The 19,818-nt window shown below is 42.0% G+C and carries 18 protein-coding genes; 8 read left to right on the top strand and 10 right to left on the bottom strand.

What is annotated here, in order from left to right; all coding sequences use genetic code 11:
• Positions 1 to 135: 135 nt before the first annotated feature.
• On the bottom strand, positions 136 to 702 hold the full coding sequence (gene ssuE, locus VF06_RS36805; protein WP_099072057.1) for an NADPH-dependent FMN reductase: 567 nt from the start codon (positions 700 to 702) through the stop codon (positions 136 to 138).
• A gap of 145 nt (positions 703 to 847) precedes the next feature.
• A complete protein-coding gene (gene ssuD, locus VF06_RS36800) occupies positions 848 to 2,005 on the bottom strand; it encodes an FMNH2-dependent alkanesulfonate monooxygenase (protein WP_099072058.1) in 1,158 nt (385 codons plus the stop codon).
• A gap of 394 nt (positions 2,006 to 2,399) precedes the next feature.
• On the opposite strand from ssuD, the gene VF06_RS36795 reads away from it, so the two are divergent.
• The 5 genes from VF06_RS36795 to VF06_RS36775 all read left to right on the top strand — a co-directional run bounded on the left by VF06_RS36795 (position 2,400) and on the right by VF06_RS36775 (position 5,033).
• A complete protein-coding gene (locus tag VF06_RS36795; protein WP_099072059.1) occupies positions 2,400 to 2,933 on the top strand; it encodes an MgtC/SapB family protein in 534 nt (177 codons plus the stop codon).
• A gap of 203 nt (positions 2,934 to 3,136) precedes the next feature.
• Positions 3,137 to 3,631, top strand: a complete 495-nt coding sequence (gene msrB, locus VF06_RS36790) for a peptide-methionine (R)-S-oxide reductase MsrB (RefSeq protein ID WP_099072060.1) — start codon at positions 3,137 to 3,139, stop codon at positions 3,629 to 3,631.
• A 162-nt stretch (positions 3,632 to 3,793) separates the two neighbouring features.
• On the top strand, positions 3,794 to 4,060 hold the full coding sequence (locus tag VF06_RS36785; protein WP_099072061.1) for a hypothetical protein: 267 nt from the start codon (positions 3,794 to 3,796) through the stop codon (positions 4,058 to 4,060).
• Positions 4,057 to 4,500 (top strand): type II toxin-antitoxin system VapC family toxin, encoded by a 444-nt coding sequence (locus VF06_RS36780; protein WP_099072062.1) that lies wholly within the window; start codon positions 4,057 to 4,059, stop codon positions 4,498 to 4,500. Before VF06_RS36785 ends, VF06_RS36780 begins: the two co-directional genes overlap by 4 nt.
• A gap of 86 nt (positions 4,501 to 4,586) precedes the next feature.
• The gene (locus tag VF06_RS36775) at positions 4,587 to 5,033 is read left to right on the top strand and encodes an acyl-CoA thioesterase (RefSeq protein ID WP_099072063.1); all 447 of its coding nucleotides are present in this window, start codon (positions 4,587 to 4,589) and stop codon (positions 5,031 to 5,033) included.
• Here the strand turns inward: VF06_RS36775 and VF06_RS36770 are convergent.
• Genes VF06_RS36770 through menA form a run of 3 tightly spaced genes read right to left on the bottom strand, consistent with a single transcriptional unit; the run spans position 5,026 to position 8,415 of the window.
• Positions 5,026 to 6,468, bottom strand: a complete 1,443-nt coding sequence (locus VF06_RS36770) for a 2-succinylbenzoate--CoA ligase (RefSeq protein ID WP_099072064.1) — start codon at positions 6,466 to 6,468, stop codon at positions 5,026 to 5,028. The two genes, VF06_RS36775 and VF06_RS36770, sit on opposite strands and share 8 nt — an antisense overlap.
• A complete protein-coding gene (locus VF06_RS36765; RefSeq protein ID WP_099072065.1) occupies positions 6,453 to 7,511 on the bottom strand; it encodes an o-succinylbenzoate synthase in 1,059 nt (352 codons plus the stop codon). The genes VF06_RS36770 and VF06_RS36765 overlap by 16 nt, the downstream gene beginning before the upstream one ends.
• 4 nt (positions 7,512 to 7,515) lie before the next feature.
• Positions 7,516 to 8,415 (bottom strand): 2-carboxy-1,4-naphthoquinone phytyltransferase, encoded by a 900-nt coding sequence (gene menA, locus VF06_RS36760; RefSeq protein WP_099072066.1) that lies wholly within the window; start codon positions 8,413 to 8,415, stop codon positions 7,516 to 7,518.
• Between the two features lie 391 nt (positions 8,416 to 8,806).
• Here menA and VF06_RS36755 point away from each other — a divergent pair, with 391 nt between their 5' ends.
• Entirely contained in the window at positions 8,807 to 10,219 is a 1,413-nt protein-coding gene (locus VF06_RS36755; RefSeq protein ID WP_099072067.1) for an isochorismate synthase, read from the top strand.
• A gap of 15 nt (positions 10,220 to 10,234) precedes the next feature.
• On the opposite strand, the gene VF06_RS36750 is transcribed toward VF06_RS36755, so the two are convergent.
• From VF06_RS36750 to VF06_RS43235, 3 genes are all read right to left on the bottom strand, one after another.
• Positions 10,235 to 11,542: a glutamate-5-semialdehyde dehydrogenase gene (locus VF06_RS36750; RefSeq protein WP_099072068.1), complete on the bottom strand. Its 1,308-nt coding sequence runs from the start codon at positions 11,540 to 11,542 to the stop codon at positions 10,235 to 10,237.
• A gap of 108 nt (positions 11,543 to 11,650) precedes the next feature.
• Entirely contained in the window at positions 11,651 to 11,830 is a 180-nt protein-coding gene (locus tag VF06_RS36745; protein WP_180267962.1) for a hypothetical protein, read from the bottom strand.
• A gap of 46 nt (positions 11,831 to 11,876) precedes the next feature.
• Positions 11,877 to 14,132, bottom strand: a complete 2,256-nt coding sequence (locus tag VF06_RS43235; RefSeq protein WP_099072070.1) for a S8 family serine peptidase — start codon at positions 14,130 to 14,132, stop codon at positions 11,877 to 11,879.
• Between the two features lie 654 nt (positions 14,133 to 14,786).
• On the opposite strand from VF06_RS43235, the gene VF06_RS36735 reads away from it, so the two are divergent.
• Positions 14,787 to 16,256, top strand: a complete 1,470-nt coding sequence (locus VF06_RS36735; RefSeq protein ID WP_099072071.1) for an aldehyde dehydrogenase family protein — start codon at positions 14,787 to 14,789, stop codon at positions 16,254 to 16,256.
• 314 nt (positions 16,257 to 16,570) lie between these two features.
• Complete coding sequence (locus VF06_RS36730) at positions 16,571 to 17,779, top strand: transporter substrate-binding domain-containing protein (protein WP_099072072.1); 1,209 nt, start codon at positions 16,571 to 16,573, stop codon at positions 17,777 to 17,779.
• Positions 17,780 to 17,947: 168 nt separating this feature from the next.
• Here the strand turns inward: VF06_RS36730 and mazG are convergent, their stop codons facing one another.
• The gene (gene mazG, locus VF06_RS36725; RefSeq protein WP_099072073.1) at positions 17,948 to 18,781 is read right to left on the bottom strand and encodes a nucleoside triphosphate pyrophosphohydrolase; all 834 of its coding nucleotides are present in this window, start codon (positions 18,779 to 18,781) and stop codon (positions 17,948 to 17,950) included.
• A gap of 52 nt (positions 18,782 to 18,833) precedes the next feature.
• Positions 18,834 to 19,436, bottom strand: a complete 603-nt coding sequence (locus VF06_RS36720) for a metal-binding protein (RefSeq protein ID WP_099072074.1) — start codon at positions 19,434 to 19,436, stop codon at positions 18,834 to 18,836.
• Positions 19,437 to 19,818 lie beyond the last annotated feature (382 nt).

The following is a 19,818-nucleotide window of genomic DNA, read 5'->3' as shown; positions in this document are numbered from 1 at the left end:
GTAGGGGAGACAAGGGAGACAAGGAGAAAAATGATTCTTCAATCAACAGTCAACAAATCGCTAATTAAAAAAAGGTAGCAGATGGGTAAAAATCACCCTACTGCTACGAATTAACGGAGGTATAAACTTGATTATTTAATTGGCATGAACCAATTCTTCAGGGGCTGCGGCATCATATTCTACAGCTTTCACAAATTCCTTAACAACGTCTTTGAGTCTTTGGTCAATTTCTTCATCTAAGATGACGCTATTATCGGGTTGTCGTTGGACTTGTTTGTCTACTGCATAAACAGTAGCTAGGATATGCCGGGCCCCTAATTCAGATAACACAGGTTTTAAGGCGTATTCTATTGCTAATAAATGAGCGATCGTCCCACCAAGGGCAATTGGTAATACAGGTTTACCTGTTAATGATTTTTGTGGAAGCAAATCTAGAAATGCTTTCAGTACTCCTGTGTAAGCAGCTTTGTAAATTGGAGTGGCAATAATCACACCATTCGCATTTGCAAGTAAGGCTTTTGGTTCTTCTAAAGCAGGGCTGTCATATCGCCCAAAAACTAAATCTTCCGCAGGCAAATCCGTAGCTGAAATAATGTCTACATGCAAGCCTTGTTGTTGTAAAAGCTTAGCGGCGTATTCGATAACACCGTAAGTTCTAGAAGGATGAGTTGGACTACCAGCGATCGCTAAAATCTTTGTCATTTAATTAAACTCCTAAATTAATGGGCATTGCAATACTTGTCGGTTAAGGGGGAAAGGGAAAGGGGAAAAGGGAAAGAAAAAACCTTTAACCTTTTCCCCTGCCCCCCATCTCCCTTGTCCCCAGTCCCCAATACCCTAAACTTTACTAGGATATGGATGTAGCTTTGTTTTTATGCTGCTGAGGAAAATCTTCGTTTGCTACAATCTCGCCAAATGGACTCAAGACGTGTTGTTTCTCGACTACGGGTAGATTCGTTAAGGGCAAATGAGGAAATAAAAGTTCTGCAACTCGATAAGCTTCTTCTAGGTGGGGATAGCCAGAGAGGATAAAGGATTCAATACCCAAAGCAGCGTATTCTAATATCCTGGCGGCTACCGTTTGGGGATCGCCTACTAGGGCTGTTCCGGCACCACCCCGTACTAAGCCAACTCCCGCCCACAAATTGGGGCTGATTTCTAATGCTTCCCGGTTACCATGATGTAGTTGAGTCATGCGCCGTTGTCCTTCTGAGTCCATGCGGGAATAGGCTTTTTGGGCTTTGGCGATCGCTTCGTCATCTACATATTTAATCAATTGATTGGCCGCGTCCCAAGCTTCACTCTGGGTTTCCCGCACAATCACGTGTAGGCGAATACCAAACCGCAATGTCCGACCTTGTGCTTGTGCAAGTCTTTTCACTGCTGCAATCTTCTCTGCTACTTGCGCTGGTGGTTCGCCCCAAGTTAAATAAACATCCACATGTTTGGCAGCTATTGTTTGGGCAATGGCAGAGGAACCACCGAACCACAACGGCGGATGTGGCTTTTGCACTGGTGGAAACAGCAGTTTGCCATCTTGGATGTTGAAGTAATCTCCCTGGAGGTTGGCTTGTTCGCCGCTAGCAATGGCTCGCCATACTGTCAAAAATTCATCTGTTAATTCATAACGGCGATCGTGATCCAAATGCAAACCATCTCCGGCTAACTCTACGGGATCGCCGCCTGTAACCACATTAATCAATAAACGTCCACCAGAAAGGCGATCGAATGTCGCCGCCATCCGTGCTGCTACTCCGGGTGATACCAAACCAGGACGAATCGCCACCAAAAAACGCATCTGCCGCGTCAGTGATACCAACGTTGACGCTACAATCCAAGCATCTTCGCAAGAGCGACCAGTTGGCAATAAAGCTCCCGTATAACCAAGGTCATCCACCGCCTGGGCAATCTGCCGCAGATAGGCAAAGCTCACTGCCCTTCCGCCTGTAGCAGTTGCAAGATAGCGTCCGTCTCCGTGGGTTGGGATGAACCATAGTAGCTGCATGAATCTTATCCTTTTAAACTACGGTAGATTGATAAAAATACCGTACTTTATTTACAGCTTTAGAGTATTACATATTCAACTTTACTAAGCAAGAAGTTTTTTGAGAAACACGGGGTGTGGGGATTGTTGACTGATGACTGGTGAGTTATTATTTTCCCTTGCCCTCTGCCCCTCTGCCACATCTTCCTGGTCTTCCCAGTGACCGGTAAGAATCAAGAAATCACAGCTTTGCGTATATTATTTTGCTTATTGCTTACCTTTTGTTAAATTATTCTTAATGTACGACAAACCTATTGATTTATTGTAGTTAAGTTTTTATCTCTAGACGTGGGTACTTATCCAGTCAACTAGCAATAGGCGTCCAATTTCGTTCTGTCTCCAGGAGAATAAGACAATGGGGCCGATGTTTATTACTGCCAATGATTGGCCGCATATAGCGTTAAGACTGTCTTTAGCGCTGGTGGTTGGTTGCATGATTGGATTTAACCGTCAGCAAGGAGGTAGACCAGCAGGGATGAGAACTTTTATGCTAGTGAGTATGGGTGCAGCATTATTCGTCATGATTCCTTTGCAAGCTGAGGGTGATAGTCCCTATGCTGCTACCAATGCACTGAGTCGGACAATACAGGGTGTAGCTACGGGAGTAGGATTTCTCGGAGCTGGATTAATTTTACAAGAGTCCCCTAGAAAATCTGCGACACCAAAAGTACGGGGGTTAACCACAGCTGCCTGTGTATGGACAGCAGCCGGTTTGGGGGCTGCTATTGGCTGCGGTCTATGGCAAATGGGATTATTAGGAGGGTTATTGACTTTAGTCACCCTTAGTGGTGTGAAGCGGCTCAATCGCTCGCTTATGTATCTGACCGGTCAGGGTAAACACGGTAGTACTCAGGAATTAACAAGTTCTGATGATGAAAATGATGATTAAAGGGAAATGCGGAATTTAGTGGATTAGTGGATTCGGATTTCCGCCCAGTATTTGATTTAACGATAATTTATTGTTTCTTATCTAATTCTAATGAGACTATCAGCAGTAATTCAGAGCGATCGCTAATGCTGAATAATTAAAGCAGGGAATACCGTACTGGAAGTGATTGGCCAGTGAGGCAGGAAATAGAAAATAATAGATATATGGACAAGCGGTATTTTTTACAGGCTAGTGCAGTAATAGTTGGCACAGCTTTATTATCAAGGTATATCAAATGGGGGTCAGAAGAAATGACAACTTCTAACAGTAGATTTGAAATTAGCAAACCTGAAGAAGAATGGCGTCAGATTTTAACGCCAGAACAATTTCGTGTCTTGCGTAAACACGGGACTGAACGCGCTCACACTAGCCCTCTCGATAAACAATACGATGAAGGCACTTACTATTGTGCTGCTTGCGAACAACCACTGTTTACATCTGAGACCAAATTTAACAGCGGTACTGGCTGGCCTAGCTTTTATAAACCAATTGAAGGTGCTATCAGTACTACTGTAGATAGGTCATTGTTTATGACCAGAATTGAAGTGCATTGTAGTCGCTGTGGTGGTCATCTGGGTCATGTTTTTGATGACGGCCCCGCACCTACTGGTCAGCGCTACTGCATGAACGGTGTTTCGCTCAAGTTTGTTCCTGCATAATTTATTTGGTTCATGCACTGCTGTTACTAGAATTGCACGCAACTGAGAACCGCTGTAGATGACTGTTGACTGTTGATGGTTAACAGTCAACAGTTCTTCTAAAGTCCCTCCCTGTTCGCATCGTGCTACCATTAGCAATAAATTCTTTTGGGAGGTCAATCAATGGCTACCCTTCATGCACTAAATATACCTGATGAGTTATACGCACAGCTGCAAGAGTTAGCTAAAGCGGAAAATAATTCTATTGATGCTCAAGTTATTACAATTTTGCAGAATGCTTTGCAGGCAAAGATGCAACCTACGGAAGATGAAAGGCGAAAAAATGTCCCAAAACTTCTAGAGGAAATTAGTCACCGTCGTCGCTTGAATCCAGCAGACTTTGGATTACCTGATAGTACTGAACTAATTCGAGAAGACCGCGATAGATGAGTAATCCTCTCAGATGCGTTATTGATACCAGTGTGTGCATAAAGTATTTTATTGCTGACCCACTAACTACTAAAGTTAATCAACTCTTGGGTCATCTTGCCAATCCACAGACTGAAATTTATGTACCAGACCTTTTTTACATCGAGTGTACTAACGTTTTATTGAAGTACGTCCGTGCAAGGATGTACACTGCTGCTGAAGTACAGACAGATTTAGTAACTCTCAAAAGTTTTCCCTTGCGTGTGGTCTCTACGGCTGATTTGATGGCTGATGCTGTTAGTATTGGCTTGACTCATAAAATCTCTGCATATGATGGTTCTTATGTTGCGCTTTCACAGCAGGTAGGTGCTATTTTGCTGACTCTCGACGCTAAGCTAGTGAAAGCTTTAAGTACTTCGTCTTACAATATCTGCTTGTTTAATGATTTTCAGGTTCCATAGTTGCGGTTAATATAGAAGCGATCGCCAATTTAACAAAACAGGCTGATTGTCTAGTATTTTTCTTTTTGAATATCAAATTATCAAAAATGGCTTTTACTTATAACCGCACGGTTCGCTTTCAAGATACTGATGCTGCTGGGGTAGTTTATTTTGCCAATGTTTTGGGTATTTGTCATGAAGCGTATGAAGAATCTTTAGAAGCATCAAGTATTAATCTCAAAGATTTTTTTCATAATCCATCTCTAGCTTTCCCCATTGTTCACGCTAGTGTGGATTTTTTGCGTCCTATGTTTGTAGGGGACAAGTTATCAATTGATTTAATTCCCCAGAAATTAGGTGTTGATAAGTTTGAAATTACTTATGAAATTACTGTGGGTGAGGTGGTAGTTGCGAAGGCGATTACTAGGCATGTTTGTATTGATGTGAGTAGTAGAGTTAAGCAGGAATTACCTGATGAGATAACTCAGTGGTTGGAAACGAACCGCAGAGGCGCAGAGGACGCTGAGAGAAGAAGGGCAAGGGAAGTTATTTGAGGGAATTTTGTAAATATTCTATTGCGATTTTTTCTAGTTGTTGGCGGTTAATTTTACCTTGGGAGTTACGAGGTAAGTTTTGCTGGGGAATCCAATGTTTTGGAATTTTAAATTTGCTGAGTTTGTCTTTAAGTAATGTTTGGATTTTTAAACTACAGATATTTGATTTTTTAGGAATATAAATTGCTGTTAAGGCTTGTCCCCAGTGTTGATCTGGAATACCTATCACACAAATATCAGTAACGAGTTGAGTTTCTCGTATGGCTGATTCAATTTCTGCTGGATAAATATTTTCTCCGCCTGTAATAATTTTTTCGCTGCTACGTCCAACAATATTTAAATATCCTTCGTCATCTAAAAAGCCTAAATCATCTACTCGGAAATTATCATTGTTTGGTTGGATTCTAGGATAATAACCAAGGGCTAGAGATTGAGCTTCGATAGTAATATTTCCTATTTGATTGGAATTTAAAATTTCGCCTTGCTGGTTACAAATACTTACTTTGGCATGGGGGAGAATTCCACCACTACTATTTTTACCATTGAGAAAATCATCTGGTTTGAGGGTAGCAATTTGAGAAGCGGTTTCTGTCATGCCATAAGTTGGTGCTAAGCGAATGCCGTGAAATCTGGCTTTTTCTAATAGTTCGCTCCATGCTGGCGCACCTCCTAAAAGCACGGTGTGGAATTCCGTTAGCCATTCTATTAATTGGGAGTTTTGTAGAAGCCTTTGTAATTGAGTTGGTACTAAAGATAGGAAAAATTCTGATTGTTTAATATTTAATATTGTACCAGATGCTAAAGTTTTGAATGGCAGAATAGCTAGTTTACCTCCAGTGGTAAAAGAGCGTAAAAATTGCATTAAACCACTGACGTGGTACAACGGCAATACACAAAAAGAATTGACTTGTTTTACTTGAAAGTATTTTGTAAATCCTTTGACAGACGCTATGAGAGTTTCCCAAGTGTGGATGGCAAATTTAATTTGTCCTGATGAACCACCTGTGGGAATCATGATGAGTGGGCATTGGGCATCGGGAGTGTGAAAAGGGTGGGGTAGTGGAGTGGTGAGGTGGTGAGTGTAGTTTCGGACATCTTCCCATCTTTCTATCTCCTCATCTCCCCATTCCCTATTCGCCATTCCTAAAATCATATCTGGCTGTACTAAATCTAGGACTTGTTGCCATTCTTGGGTTCCCCAGTCGGGATTACAAAGAAAAAGTTGGCAATTAGCTGCACAAGCGGCAAGAAAACTTGCTAAAAATCTTAATGGTTCGCGTTCGGCTAAGATAATTTTTGGTGGTGTTTGAGGCGTTGATAACTTTGTAAGTTCTAAATATAAGTCTTGAGATATTTGCTTAAATTGACGGCTATCGTAACCAATCAACCAATCATTTTCCACGAGATTATTAAGATAGTCTAGAGGTTTTTCCATAGACTTAGAAGCCAGGTATCTTCTTGTTCAAAAAAGTGGTCAATGCCAAAACCAACTGCCCTGTTATTTAGAGATAATTCTGCTGCTAGTTTGAGTGCTGCAACTCTACCGATCGCACTTTCAAATACCGATGAAAATACAGCATCAATTTTATTTTCTTGGCAAAACTTTCTCAAGCGAGATGGCGATCCAATTATCCCAGGTTTGATGACAAAAATTTGTCGCCAACCTTGTTGATAACAAGCTGTCAGTTGCGTTAATGTAGCGATAGATTCATCTAAAGCGATCGCTGTTCCATAACACATACTCAATTCCAACATCCCCTGAAATTGTTCAACAGGTAGCGGTTGTTCGATAAATTCAATTTCTGGGGCTTGTTTCCCGTTTGCTTTAAAATTGTCGCAAGTCCACAGCCATAAATTAGCTTCTTCATAGCTGAGTCCACCGTTGGCATCTAATCGCAGTTTGCAACCAGCTGGTAAAGTGTGGATCAACGACTCAAAAATTTTCAGTTCATTAGCAACGACATCCACACCAATTTTCCATTTAAACGTGCGATATCCTTGCTGCCATAAACTTTCCCATTGATTTAAAGCCGCTTTGCCAGCAGGGAGTAAGGCGCTAAGTTGGGCATTGGGCATTGGGCATTGGGCATTGGGCATGGGGCATTGGGCAGAGGGTAAAAACTCATCTCCCCATCTCCCCATCTCTCCATCTCCCCATCTCCCCATCTCTCCATCTCCCCATCTCCCCACTTCCTCCCACGCTGACTCAAAGCCAAATTGACAAGCGGGTAACTCATCTGGAATAGAGAAAATCGTTTCCTCTGTAATTTGTGCTGGGAGTTGGCGACAAAAATCTAATGCTTGTTCTATGGTTTCTGAACCAAACCAACTAATAGGCGCGATTTCTCCCCAGCCAACTCTACCTGATTCGTCCGTGAAACAGAGAATAATTCCATCCCGAATATCCCACTTACCATGACTTGTACTAACTGTTCGTACAAATCTTCGCCGATAGGGACGAAATTTAAAATTAGTCATTTGACTAAAACACAAATCCCAAACCCAATAGCAAGCAACTCCAAAAATGCACGGCTACGGCGATGAATTTACAGTTACTCACTTTGTCTGGTTGATGATGATTTTCTTGGACGTGGCGGCATAATTTGACGGCGAAGGGCAAACTTAACCAACTTAGCAACGTCCAAACTGGAAAAATTCCCGACAGTACGAACACTAAAGTCAGGGGATAAATGCTGCCAGTGAACCAAAATAAAAGTTGGGCACCTTTTTCGGTTCCGAGACGAACGATGGGCGATCGCTTGCCTGCGGCTATGTCATCCTTAACTTGGTGAAAGTGGGAGCAAAATAAAATCAAAGTTGTGGCGATACCAACAATTACTGAGGCTGCTAAACCTGCGGTGATTGAGAAAGTTTGAGTTTGACTGTAGTATGCTGCCTCCACTCCTAAGGGGCCAAAGGCAAAAAAGCAAAGAATTTCGCCTAAACCCTGATATCCTAAGCGAAAGGGAGGCCCTTGGTACATATAGCCCAAAGCACAGCAGAGCAAAATTATACCGATTACAGTTAGGTCTTGTTGCCAAAAAGCGATCGCTACTATCCCCAGCAATCCCAAAGCCAAACACAAGTTTCCTAACCAGAATATTAATGGCTTATTACCTGTTAAATTCACCAGAGAATGATGTTTATTTCCATCGATACCTGTTTCCGAATCAAAAACATCATTACTGATATTTTCCCAGGCAAGAATTAAAATTGCCGCGGCTAGAAAAGTAGAAAATATTGCACCATTAAAAATTTTGGTTTCGGCAAATGCTACTGCTGTTCCTACCCAAATGGGCATAATGGCAACGCTGTACATCGGCGGTTTAATGGCTGCCATCCATAACTTGGTGTTCGGATATAAAATCTGCTTGGTAGTCATCAGTCGTGATTAATTAAAAATTCAGAATTCACTAATTCAGAATTCATCAATATCAGCAATTTTTTAGCGGGTAATTTACACCCGCTACTTTCTTACAAAGTAATAGCGTATTTTACTTCTGAATTATGCTGTACCAATCATACTAGACTCTTTATAAATTATGAATCTTGGATGCCCAATTCTTACCTTTTGCTCTTGGGTTTCCATTGCCCACTCTGAGGTGGAAGTTGCAGTATTGACTACAACTGGCTTCTTAGGCTCTCGGAACACCATCAAAAGGCAAATCTTACGCTGGTGAAATGGCAACTTAATATGTTACCTGTAAAAATACGACCACGATTAATTACACTTTAGGAAGTTAACTTAAAAAAAATTTACTATCGATAGATCCATGACAGTTTCACCATGTCCTAGCAACTTGTTTGTACAGCACAAAGATTTATATCAATTTCTGTTAGCAGTGCAAAAAAAGTGCATCAAAAATAATTACAGGCAAATTGTCAGTATCTCCCAAGAGATCGATTTAGTTGACCCTTTACTTGTATTGGATCGATTTACACAAGCAAATGAAATAAATTTTTACTTTGAGGATAAAGGCAAAGGAGAAGCGATCGCCGCAATTGATTCTGTAGAAAAGTTACAAGTTGATGGCGCAGACCGTTTTAATAAAAGCGAATATTTTATCAAATCTTGCCTAAAAAATATAATTTATTTTGGTAACTCTAACTTGCCTTTTTCTGGGCCTCATTTTTTTTGTTATTTCAGCTTTTTCGATCAAAATTCCCAAGTAGATTATCCATTTCCCTCGGCTACCATTTTTCTCCCCCGCTGGCAAGTAGCCGTGAAAAATCAGCGTTGTATATTAGTAACAAATTTAACGATAAATGCTGATGTCAATATTCCCAAAATATTAGACACCATACAAACAAAAATTGAATTTCTACAATCTTTAGAAGATTATTCTTTAGATATCAATTTTCCCACCAAATTTTACCAAAAATCCCTCGCCAACGCCGAGATATTTAAATATTCAGTAGCTTCTGTTTTAGAAAAAATCCAATCTAGCCATTTAAGCAAGATTGTGTTAGCAGATATACTAGATGTCAAATCCAGCAATCATTTTGATTTAGTTAAATCATTAAATAATCTCAGACAAATACATCCTAATTGTTATATTTTTTCTACAAGTAATGGCAAAGGACAAAACTTTATCGGTGCTAGTCCGGAACGATTAATTAGTATTAATAATCAGCAGCTAATCACTGACGCCTTGGCTGGTTCTGCACCACGAGGAAAAACCCCTGCTGAAGATGCAGCTAAGGCCAATCGTTTGCTTAATAGTGAAAAAGAAAGACACGAACATTCACTGGTGCTGAACTTCATCACTCAAAGGCTATGCCAGCTAGGTTTGTTACCGCAAATATTAGCACCTCGTCTGCGACAATTATCCAACATCCAGCATTTATGGACGCCAATTAGTGCAGTAGTTCCTGCTAACATCCATCCGTTAAAGATTGTTGCCCAATTGCATCCTACACCAGCGGTTGCTGGTGCGGCACGAGATGTAGCATGTGCTGAAATTCGTCGTTATGAAAATTTTGAAAGGGGTTTATATGCTGCACCTCTAGGTTGGATAGACGCTAAGGGAAATTGCGAATTTATTGTGGGAATTCGCTCAGCCTTAATAGATGGCGATCGCGCCAGGTTGTATGCTGGTGCTGGTATTGTTGCTGGTTCCGATCCTGACAAGGAATTTGCAGAAGTGCAACTTAAACTTCAGGCTTTATTAAAAGCATTAGTTTAAGTCACCTAAACTAATTTATTCCAAATCCCGATGAGTAAAGGGTTTGGCATTCGCGCCAGTGTAGGTAGCGACAATATGACCTTCACCAGTCATTTGATATTTATATGTCACTAATCCTTCTAAGCCAACAGGGCCGCGGGGAGGCATTTGTTGGGTACTAATTCCCACTTCCGCGCCGAAACCATAACGGAAACCATCAGCAAAACGGGTGGAACAATTGTGGAATATATTGGCTGAATTCACCAGTCCCAAGAAAGTTTCCACAGCGGCAGCATCTTTAGAGATAATTGCATCTGTGTGACGGGAACCATATTCATTGATATGAGCGATGGCATCTTCAATGGAGTCTACAATTTTAATCGACAAAATCAAATCGCTGTATTCTGTTTTCCAATCAATTTCTGTTGCCGTTGCCATATGCGGTAAAATTTTTAAAGTCTTGGCATCGCCTCTTAACTCTACATGCCGTTGTGCTAAAGCCTCAGCAACTTTGGGTAAAAATTCTTCAGCAATTGATGAATGGACTAGCAAAGTTTCAATAGCATTACAAACAGCAGGATATTGAGCTTTAGCATCTACTGTAATGGGAACGGCAAGGGAAATATCAGCAGCTTTATCTATATATAAATGACAAATGCCATCAGCGTGACCTAGTACAGGAATGCGGGTATTTTCTTGGACAAATCTCACAAAGGAATTAGAACCTCTAGGAATAATTAAATCTACATATTTATCTAACTTTAAAAGTTCTAAAGTTTCTTCTCTAGTTGTGAGCAACTGCACTGCATCAGGGTTAACAGCAGTATGAGATAATCCTTGTTTAATTGCCTTGACTATGGCTTCACAGGAACGCACAGCTTCCTTGCCACATTTGAGGATAACACCGTTACCAGATTTAATTGCCAAAGAAACAATTTGAATCGCTGCTTCTGGACGCGCTTCAAAAATAATCCCCAAAACACCCAAAGGACAAGTAATGCGCTTGAGAATTAAACCGGTGTCGAGTTCTCGGTGAATTTGCACCTTACCAACAGGATCGTCTAGCTTACCAACATCTCGTACCCCGGTGATGGCATCTCTTAATTTATGTTCATCCAACTGCAAGCGCTTATAAAGCGGCTTAGCAATTCCTTGGGCAGTAGCAGCTTCACAATCAGCAATATTCGCTGCGATAATTTCATCTTTAGCTGATTCTAAAGCCAGAGCGATCGCTTCAATCGCATAATTTTTAGCCTCAGTAGAGAGAATTGCCAGCTTACTTGCAGCTTGCCGAGTTTGCGCTGCAATGTCAATTAAAGAAGACCCAACTTGAAAAGTAGTCACGTCGCTTCCCTCCGAATTCAAAATTCCAAATTAATAATCCCCATAAATAAATAATGGAGCTTTTATCATGAGTTTGTTTCGGTCATATTAGAAAAAACCTTCAACTACTCAATATTGGGCATTGGGCATTGGGCATTGGGCATGGGAAGAGGACAAGGTAGACAAGGTAGACAAGGTAGCAATCTTTCTCTCCGAAGTTCTGATGGTCGGAAACCTCCGCTCAGACTTCTCTCCTTGTCTCCCTTCTCTCCCCCCTCTCCCCATCTCCCCATCTCCCCATCTCCCCATCTCCCCATCTCCCCATCTCCCCCATGCCCCATTCATTCCCCATTCCCTAAACATTAACCGCAGTTTGGGCAACAATCTCCCGCACTTGGCTACCGGTTAAACTTGGATTGGCACTGAGGATTAAGGCTGCTACTCCTGCTACGTGGGGAGCGGCCATGGAGGTGCCATTATAAAAGCCGTAGGTTTGATTTGGTAGGGTAGAGTAAACGCTAACCCCTGGCGCAGTCACATAAGCCATGTTGAAATCACTTCCGGCTCGGTTAGAGAAATCTGCTAAGTTTTTATTGCTGTCAACAGCTCCAACGGCTAAACCCCAATTTGTAGCATAGTAAGCAGGGTATAAAGGAGTTAAACCTGCTGAATTACCTACTGCCATGACTACAATTACACCCATACTGGCGGCGTATTGAATGGCTGCTTCTAAACCACTGTCAGGAACGGTTCCATTTAAACTCATGTTAATGACTTTTGCCCCGTTGTTGACAGCGTAATAAATTCCTTGGGAAAAACCAGAATAAGTGCCTTTGTTATCATCACCCAACACTTTCACAGGCATGATTTTGGCGTTATAGGCAATACCTGTAACTCCAAAATCATTGTTGGCTGCTGCAATGGTACCAGCTACATGAGTACCGTGACCGTAAACGTCTAAAGTATTGTTATTGTTACTAACAAAGTTCCAGCCATAGAAATCATCAACGTATCCATTGAAATCATCATCGATGCCGTTGTCAGGGATTTCTTTAGTATTTGTCCAGATGTTTGAATTTAAATCTGCGTGGTTATAGTCCACGCCGGAATCTAATACCGCAACAACTATTCCTTGACCTGTATAGCCTTTTGTCCAGACTTCCGGAGCTTTGATTAAATCTGCCCCCCAGTTATTACCACCTAAATCGGGAATACCTGCAAAGGTAGGTAGACCAATGGCTTTAGCAACAGCAGCAGAAGCATTAACTAAGCCATAACCATTGATCGAGCTATAATTTGGCAAACTGTTGGCAGAATGAACATCAATACTAGCTTGGTTAGCTTCATTAAAAACATTGGCTAAATCATCTTTGCCATCGCCATTAAAATCACCAGCTAGCCATTTTTGCTCGTTCCAAAATCCACCTTGTTGAGTTGCCCATTGCTGATTTGTAAAGCTGTTACCATTGGAGAGATGAACATCAATACTGGCTTGATTGGCTTCATTAAAAACATTGGCTAAATCATCTTGTCCATCGCTATTAAAGTCACCAGCTAACCATTTTTGCTCGTTCCAAAATCCACCTTGTTGAGTTGCCCATCGCTGATTTGTGAAGCTGTTACCGTTGGAGAGATGAACATCAATACTGGCTTGATTGGCTTCATTAAAAACATTGGCTAAATCATCTCGTCCATCGCCATTGAAATCACCAGCTAGCCATTTTTGATCCTCTGAAAATCCACCTTGTTGAGTTGCCCAGACCACATTTTCTAAGCTGTTACCGTTGGAGAGATAAACATTAATACTAGCTTGATTGGCATCATTAAAAACACTGGCAAAATCATCTCGTCCATCACCGTTGAAATCACCAACTAACCATTTTTGATTATTCGCAAATCCACCTTGCCGAGTCGCCCAGCGTCCAATTGTGAAGTTACTACCATTGGAGAGATGAACATCAATACTAGCTTGATTGCCGTCATTAAAAACTTTTGCTAAATCATCTAGTCCATCGCCATTGAAATCACCAACTAGCCATTTTTGATTATTCCAAAATCCACCTTGTTGAGTTGCCCAGCGCTGATTTGTAAAACTACCATTATTGGAGACATAAACATCAATATCGGCTCGTCTACCATTTTGAAAAACGTTTGCTAAATCGTCTCGTCCGTCGCCATTAAAGTCACCTGTTAACCATTTTTGTTCATTCCAAAATTCCCCTTGTGTTGTTGCCCATCGTCCATTGATAAAACTACTGCCAACAGTGGCAACAATTTCTGAATTCAGAGAGAAAGAAACAGATTCTGTACTCAAACTATTGATATCTGGAGGGCTAACATAATCTTCTGGCAGTCCAGTTAAAGAATCAACTCCGGTTATTGTTTGGTCTGTTGCATCTGGGGTTTCTGGAAAACTCAAGTTACTTAGTGCTTGGTCAATGGCATCAATGTCAAACCCGTAATTCAAAGAAAGTTCGGGCTGTATGGTTGGCGAAATAGATAACAACGCTAGATCTGATGGATTAAAAGAAATAACACTATGAGAATTGCTAATAGGATCGGCAGACAACAAGCTTAAGGAGTTGGTATCCAATACAGTCGGGTCGGACATCTAGCGTATTCCCCCAATCATTTTTTCAATTAAGTTAAATTTGTCATCGCGCAAAAATCATAAACAACTGAAACTAGCCATTGATAGAATACTGGAAATCAATAGACTTCTTGTATAAGTCGGGAAAAGGGGAAGGGTAATGGTTCGACCCTTCTCTACGAGAGGCTTCTCTACGAGAGGCTTCTCTACGAGAGGCTTCGCCAACGCCAACGCCAACGACAAAGCTCAGGACAGGCAAGCTCACCAACCGGGGAAAGGTTTGGTATTTTCCCTTTCCCCAATAAAGATGCATCCCTTTGACCACAAGAGTCCAAAAAGCAATTGATTGCAAGAGGTCTAATGTAGGAATCCGCTTTGATTCCTGAAATTATTGGCGCACAGAGGGAACAGAGAACAGGGAATAGGGAATCAAAGTGTACTGAGTTTTTTTCAAAAATCAAATACGAATCCTATAGAAAAATCTTTGTTGAAAGAAATTTTTCCTATTATTTGTCATCTGAAAATTCAAATTTCAGATACGTATATAACATTTAAATGTAAATAATATTGTAAAGCAAAACTAAAGATTTTATAAAATAATCTAGACAAGAGCTGTATAGCAACAAACATAAGAAATAGATTTAAGCAATTTTTTCTAAAGCTTAAGGAAGTCTTATGGTTACAGCAATAGTACCAGGACAACAGATCAAAGTCGGCCCAACGCAACTGCTGATTAACAATGAATGGGTAAATAGTATCAGCGATCGCCGATTTGCAACAATCAATCCCACTACAGGTGAAGTAATCTGCGAAGTTTCAGAAGCAGACGCCCAGGATGTAGATAAAGCAGTACAAGCAGCCCGTACCGCCTTTACTTCTGGAGAATGGGCAAAGATTTCTGCCACCCGTCGCGGCGAGTTACTTTATCGGTTAGCTGACTTAATTGAACAAAATATTGATGAGTTGGCACGGCTAGAAACTCTTGACAATGGCAAGCCACTACAAAACTCTTTGGGTGACTTGGGCTTAGTCATTGCTTGTTACCGCTACTATGCAGGTTGGGCTGACAAAGTTCAAGGTAAAACTATTCCCATTAATGGGCCGTACTTTTGCTACACTCGCCACGAACCCGTGGGTGTGGTTGGTCAAATTATCCCGTGGAATTTCCCACTGTTAATGCAGGCTTGGAAGTTAGCACCTGCTTTGGCAACTGGTAACACTGTAGTCATGAAAACCGCAGAACAAACACCCTTATCAGCATTGCGGGTGGGTGAGTTAATTGTTGAGGCTGGTTTTCCACCCGGTGTGGTCAACATTTTATCAGGATACGGGCCAACCGCCGGGGCTGCAATTTCCGGTCACATGGATATTGACAAAGTGGCATTTACTGGTTCCACTGAAGTCGGCCATTTAATTATGGAAGCTGCGGCTAAAAGCAACCTCAAGCGCGTTACCTTGGAACTTGGTGGCAAAAGTCCCAACATCGTGTTTGCTGATGCTGACATGGACAAGGCGATCGCTCTTTCCCATGAAGCCTTATTCTTTAATCAAGGACAATGCTGTTGCGCTGGTTCGCGAGTGTTCGTAGAAGAAAAATGCTACGACGAATTTGTTGCTAAAAGTGTTGAAAGAGCAAGGAAACGCGTTGTTGGTAATCCCTTCGACACCGACACCGAACAAGGGCCGCAAGTAGACAAAGAACAATTCGATAGAGTCATGAGCTACATCGAATCGGGAATGCGCGAAGGTGCCCAAATGCTATGCGGTGGAAATCAAGTTGGTGACAAGGGTTTCTTTATCGCCCCCACAGTGTTTGCCGATGTCCGCGATGAAATGAAAATTGCCCAAGAAGAAATCTTTGGCCCAGTGATGAGCATCATCAAATTCAAAGATATCGACGAAGTAATTCAACGGGCGAATAACACCATGTACGGACTGGCGGCCGGAGTGTGGACTCAGGATATCAGCAAAGCCCATGCCATTGCTAACAACGTTCGTGCTGGTACAGTCTGGGTAAACTGCTACGATGTCTTCGATGCTGCTGCCCCCTTCGGTGGATTCAAGCAATCGGGTATTGGTAGAGAGCTAGGTGAGTATGGCTTGCAGCAATACACCGAAGTGAAGACAGTTACCATTAAATTGTAATTTGACTACAGTAGACTTCTAAGAGAAGTGGGGAAAAGGGTAAGGGGTAAAGGGGAAAGGGCAAATAAAATCCTTTTCCCTTTTCCCTTTTCCCTTTTCCCTTTCCCCCCTCTTGCAAAAGTCACTTTTGCAAGGCAGGTCTAGTTTAGTTTTAGTGTTGACTGTTAACGGTGAACAGTCATCAGTCAGCAGAAATAACCCCGATTTTCTGCCAAAATCAGAAAAAAATCGATATTTTGGCCATCGATAATGTGATATTGAGTATGGGTTGGGCATGATAAATACGACATAGCACACAACCCAAGATAATTCCGATGATAAATGCGATCGCTACTAAATTTCGCCAAGTGATGGCTGGGAGGAAAAACCAAATTGCCTATTTTCACGGGCATAAACGCAAAAACCAAACCAGACTTTCCTTAGTACTGTATATCTGTATAGGATTAGTGGGTACAACTCTGGCATTGTTGTTAATCGCGTCTCCAGGATTCACTCAACAACCACAATCCCAACAACCCTTAGTAGTAGCTACACGAGTCATACCACCCTTTGTCATACAAGATAAAGAAGATAAAGACAGGCTATCGGGATTCAGTATTGACCTCTGGCGTAGCATCGCTAAGGAAATGGATGTAGAGTCTAAATTTGTTCAATATCCCACTGTATCGGAACTACTTGCTGCTATTCAGGAAAACAAAGCCAAACTGGGAATTGCAGCTATTTCCATTACAGCCGAACGCCAGCAGTATTTTGACTTTTCATTACCAATTTTTGCTGGAGGACTGCAAATTCTGGTGAGAAACCCAGAAAACGAAAACAGCAGCGCTCCTAATATTTTACAACTGTTTTTTTCCGCCAGCCTCTTGCAAGTAATAGGAATTGCCCTAGTACTAATTGCCGTAGCAGCCCATATTATTTGGTTATCTGAGCGCAATCATAAAGAAGGATTGGTTCCCCACTCGTACTTTCCTGGCATTTTTAAAGCTTGTTGGTGGGCAGCTGCCACATTAGCAACCCAAGCCGATGAAATGCCCAAGGGAGTCGTAGGACGCTTAGTAGGTATTGTTTGGATGTTCATCGGAGTGCTTTTCGCCGCCTACTTTACAGCCAGCGCTACCACTTCATTAACAGTGCAGCAACTTCAAGGCGATATCAAGAGTATCGACGATTTGCCAGGAAAGATAGTAGCCACAACTGCCGGTAGCACAGCCGCAGCATACCTGCGAGAACATCATATTTCAGTTTTACAAGTCCCTAAAATCGAGGAAGCTTACAAAGCGCTAATGACCAAAAAAGTTGATGCTGTGGTGTTTGATGCACCCGTACTTCTGTTTTATGCAGCCAATGAAGGCAAAGGCAGAGTACAAGTTGTTGGTAGTGTCTTGCGTGAAGAAAGTTACGGCATCGTTTTGCCCAATAACAGTCCTTATCGCAAACCAATTAATAAAGCTTTGCTGAATCTCAGAGAAAATGGCACTTATCAATCTTTGTATGATAAGTGGTTTGAAGGCAAAGAATCTTGAGTAGGGGAATGGGGCATTGGGGAGAGGGAGATTTATAACTTAAATTGGTAAGGGCGAACAGCCGTTCATCCCTACTGGACTGTATTAGGTTAAAGGTGCAATTTCCAATCTTAATAGCTCAAGCTTCAATCTCAAACTCCCTAATCTCCATGCCCAATGCCCAATGCCCTATTCCCCATTCCCTTGTTGTGCAAGTTTAATTTTTGCCTGTTGCCATAATTTTTCTAACTCATCCAAACTATAATCACTCAGGGGACGGTCAACAACTGCTTCCATTTTTTCTAAGCGTTGCACAAATCGCTGATTTGTACCTTGTAAAGCAGCACTAGGATCGAGGTGATGCCAACGAGCTAGCTGAATGAGTGCAAATAATATATCACCTAATTCTGCTTGTTGTCGTGCTGGTGTTTCCTGTGCTACAGCTTGTTGAAATTCGGCTAATTCTTCGTGGAATTTATCCCAGACTCCATCAATGTTTTCCCATTCAAACCCCACAGCCGCGGCTTTTTGGGAAATCTTCATGGCCGCAGTTAATGGGGGAAGGGTACGCCCATAACGACTGAGTTTGGTACTGAGTTTTTGAGTTTCTGGGGAGGATTCACCTTTTTCCGCAGCTTTGATTTGTTCCCAGTTTTGCCGCACTTCATCGACACTTTGCACTGAGACATCACCAAATACATGGGGATGGCGACGAATTAACTTTTGGGAAATGCCTTGACTAATTTCTTTGAGGGAAAATTGCCCAGACTCGCTGGCAATTTGAGCTTGTAATACTACTTGTAATAATAAATCTCCCAACTCTTCAGCGATCGCTTCTTTATCACCATTTTTAATTGCGTCCACCACTTCATAAGCTTCTTCGATGACATAAGGTGTCAAGCTTTCGGGGGTTTGTGCCAAATCCCACGGACAACCACCATCGGGCGATCGCAATTTTGCCACTACCTCTATTAATTCTTGTATGGCTGCCAAAGTATCATTATGCTTTTGATTTGATTCCATAAGTTAGACTATTAAGCTTTAAATTGCACGGTTAACTGTCAACCGTCAACAGTCAACGACTTTTAGGATTTTTGGGTTTAGACTGACGCTGAGTGCGATTTGTAACTGAACGCTTCTTGACTTTGTTATTGGGAAGCAACCCCCGAATTCCTTGTTTTTGAAACCGCTTGTATGCCGAACCGCTCCAATCGCTGAGAGAATGACTCATAGCACCGAGTTCTAAACCCAAGAACAGAGCTACATATTCAGTATCATAATTCACGAGCGATCGCCCGACAGTCCTACCCAAATCTTGCCAGGTAAAATTAAAATTCCACAGCTTTTGGGCAATTGCCAAAACAAAAATAGCCGAAATAGCTAGCAAGCATCCCAGATAAAGCACCCGTAGGGTTGTACCAATAATCGGCCCGTGGGATAAAAAGGAGCGATGGCGGAGACTTTTTTGATAAGGTAACCAAATCCAACGCAACAAACCCCAGCGTTGGTACTGCACAGAATAAATATCTAAATCCGGGCCAAACATCAATCCGCCGAACAGAAACCCACCTGCAACCAACAAAGTTGCATTGCTACTGCGAGTTTGCCAAAAAGTTACACCCGCCACAAATGGCAGAGTATATAGAGTAATGCGATCGTGCGTCCGACCAGAGGGCATCCTGAGTCCTGTTAGCTTTCTTCTCTACGAGAGGCTGCGCCAACGAGGCGTTCAGCCAGTGCCGAATACTGAGAGATTATAAGCTAATAATGAAACTTTAGACAGAGAAATCAGTTGAAGAAGAATACAGAATTCAGAATTCAGAATTCAGAATCAAGACGCTCTCTACGAGACGCTACGCGTAGCTTGCTTAAGAGCAGGGGTACGCGTACACGGCTTAGCTGCGCTATCAGTGGGGGATTCCGACCCGCCATTGATTGTTCGCGTAGCGTCTCCCCTTGGGAGAAGACCACCAAATTGAAAATTTGGTGGGGGTCTTAAACCCACTTATTCAGACGCTCGCGGACACGGCTTAGCTGCGCTATCCGCCAGTCGTACAAAA

The sequence above is a fragment of the Nostoc linckia z4 genome, from assembly GCF_002608075.1.
GTDB classification, from domain to species: Bacteria; Cyanobacteriota; Cyanobacteriia; order Cyanobacteriales; family Nostocaceae; genus Nostoc; species Nostoc linckia.
Note: the sequence above shows the minus strand (reverse complement) of the source record. Positions and strands in the feature narration are given on the sequence as shown.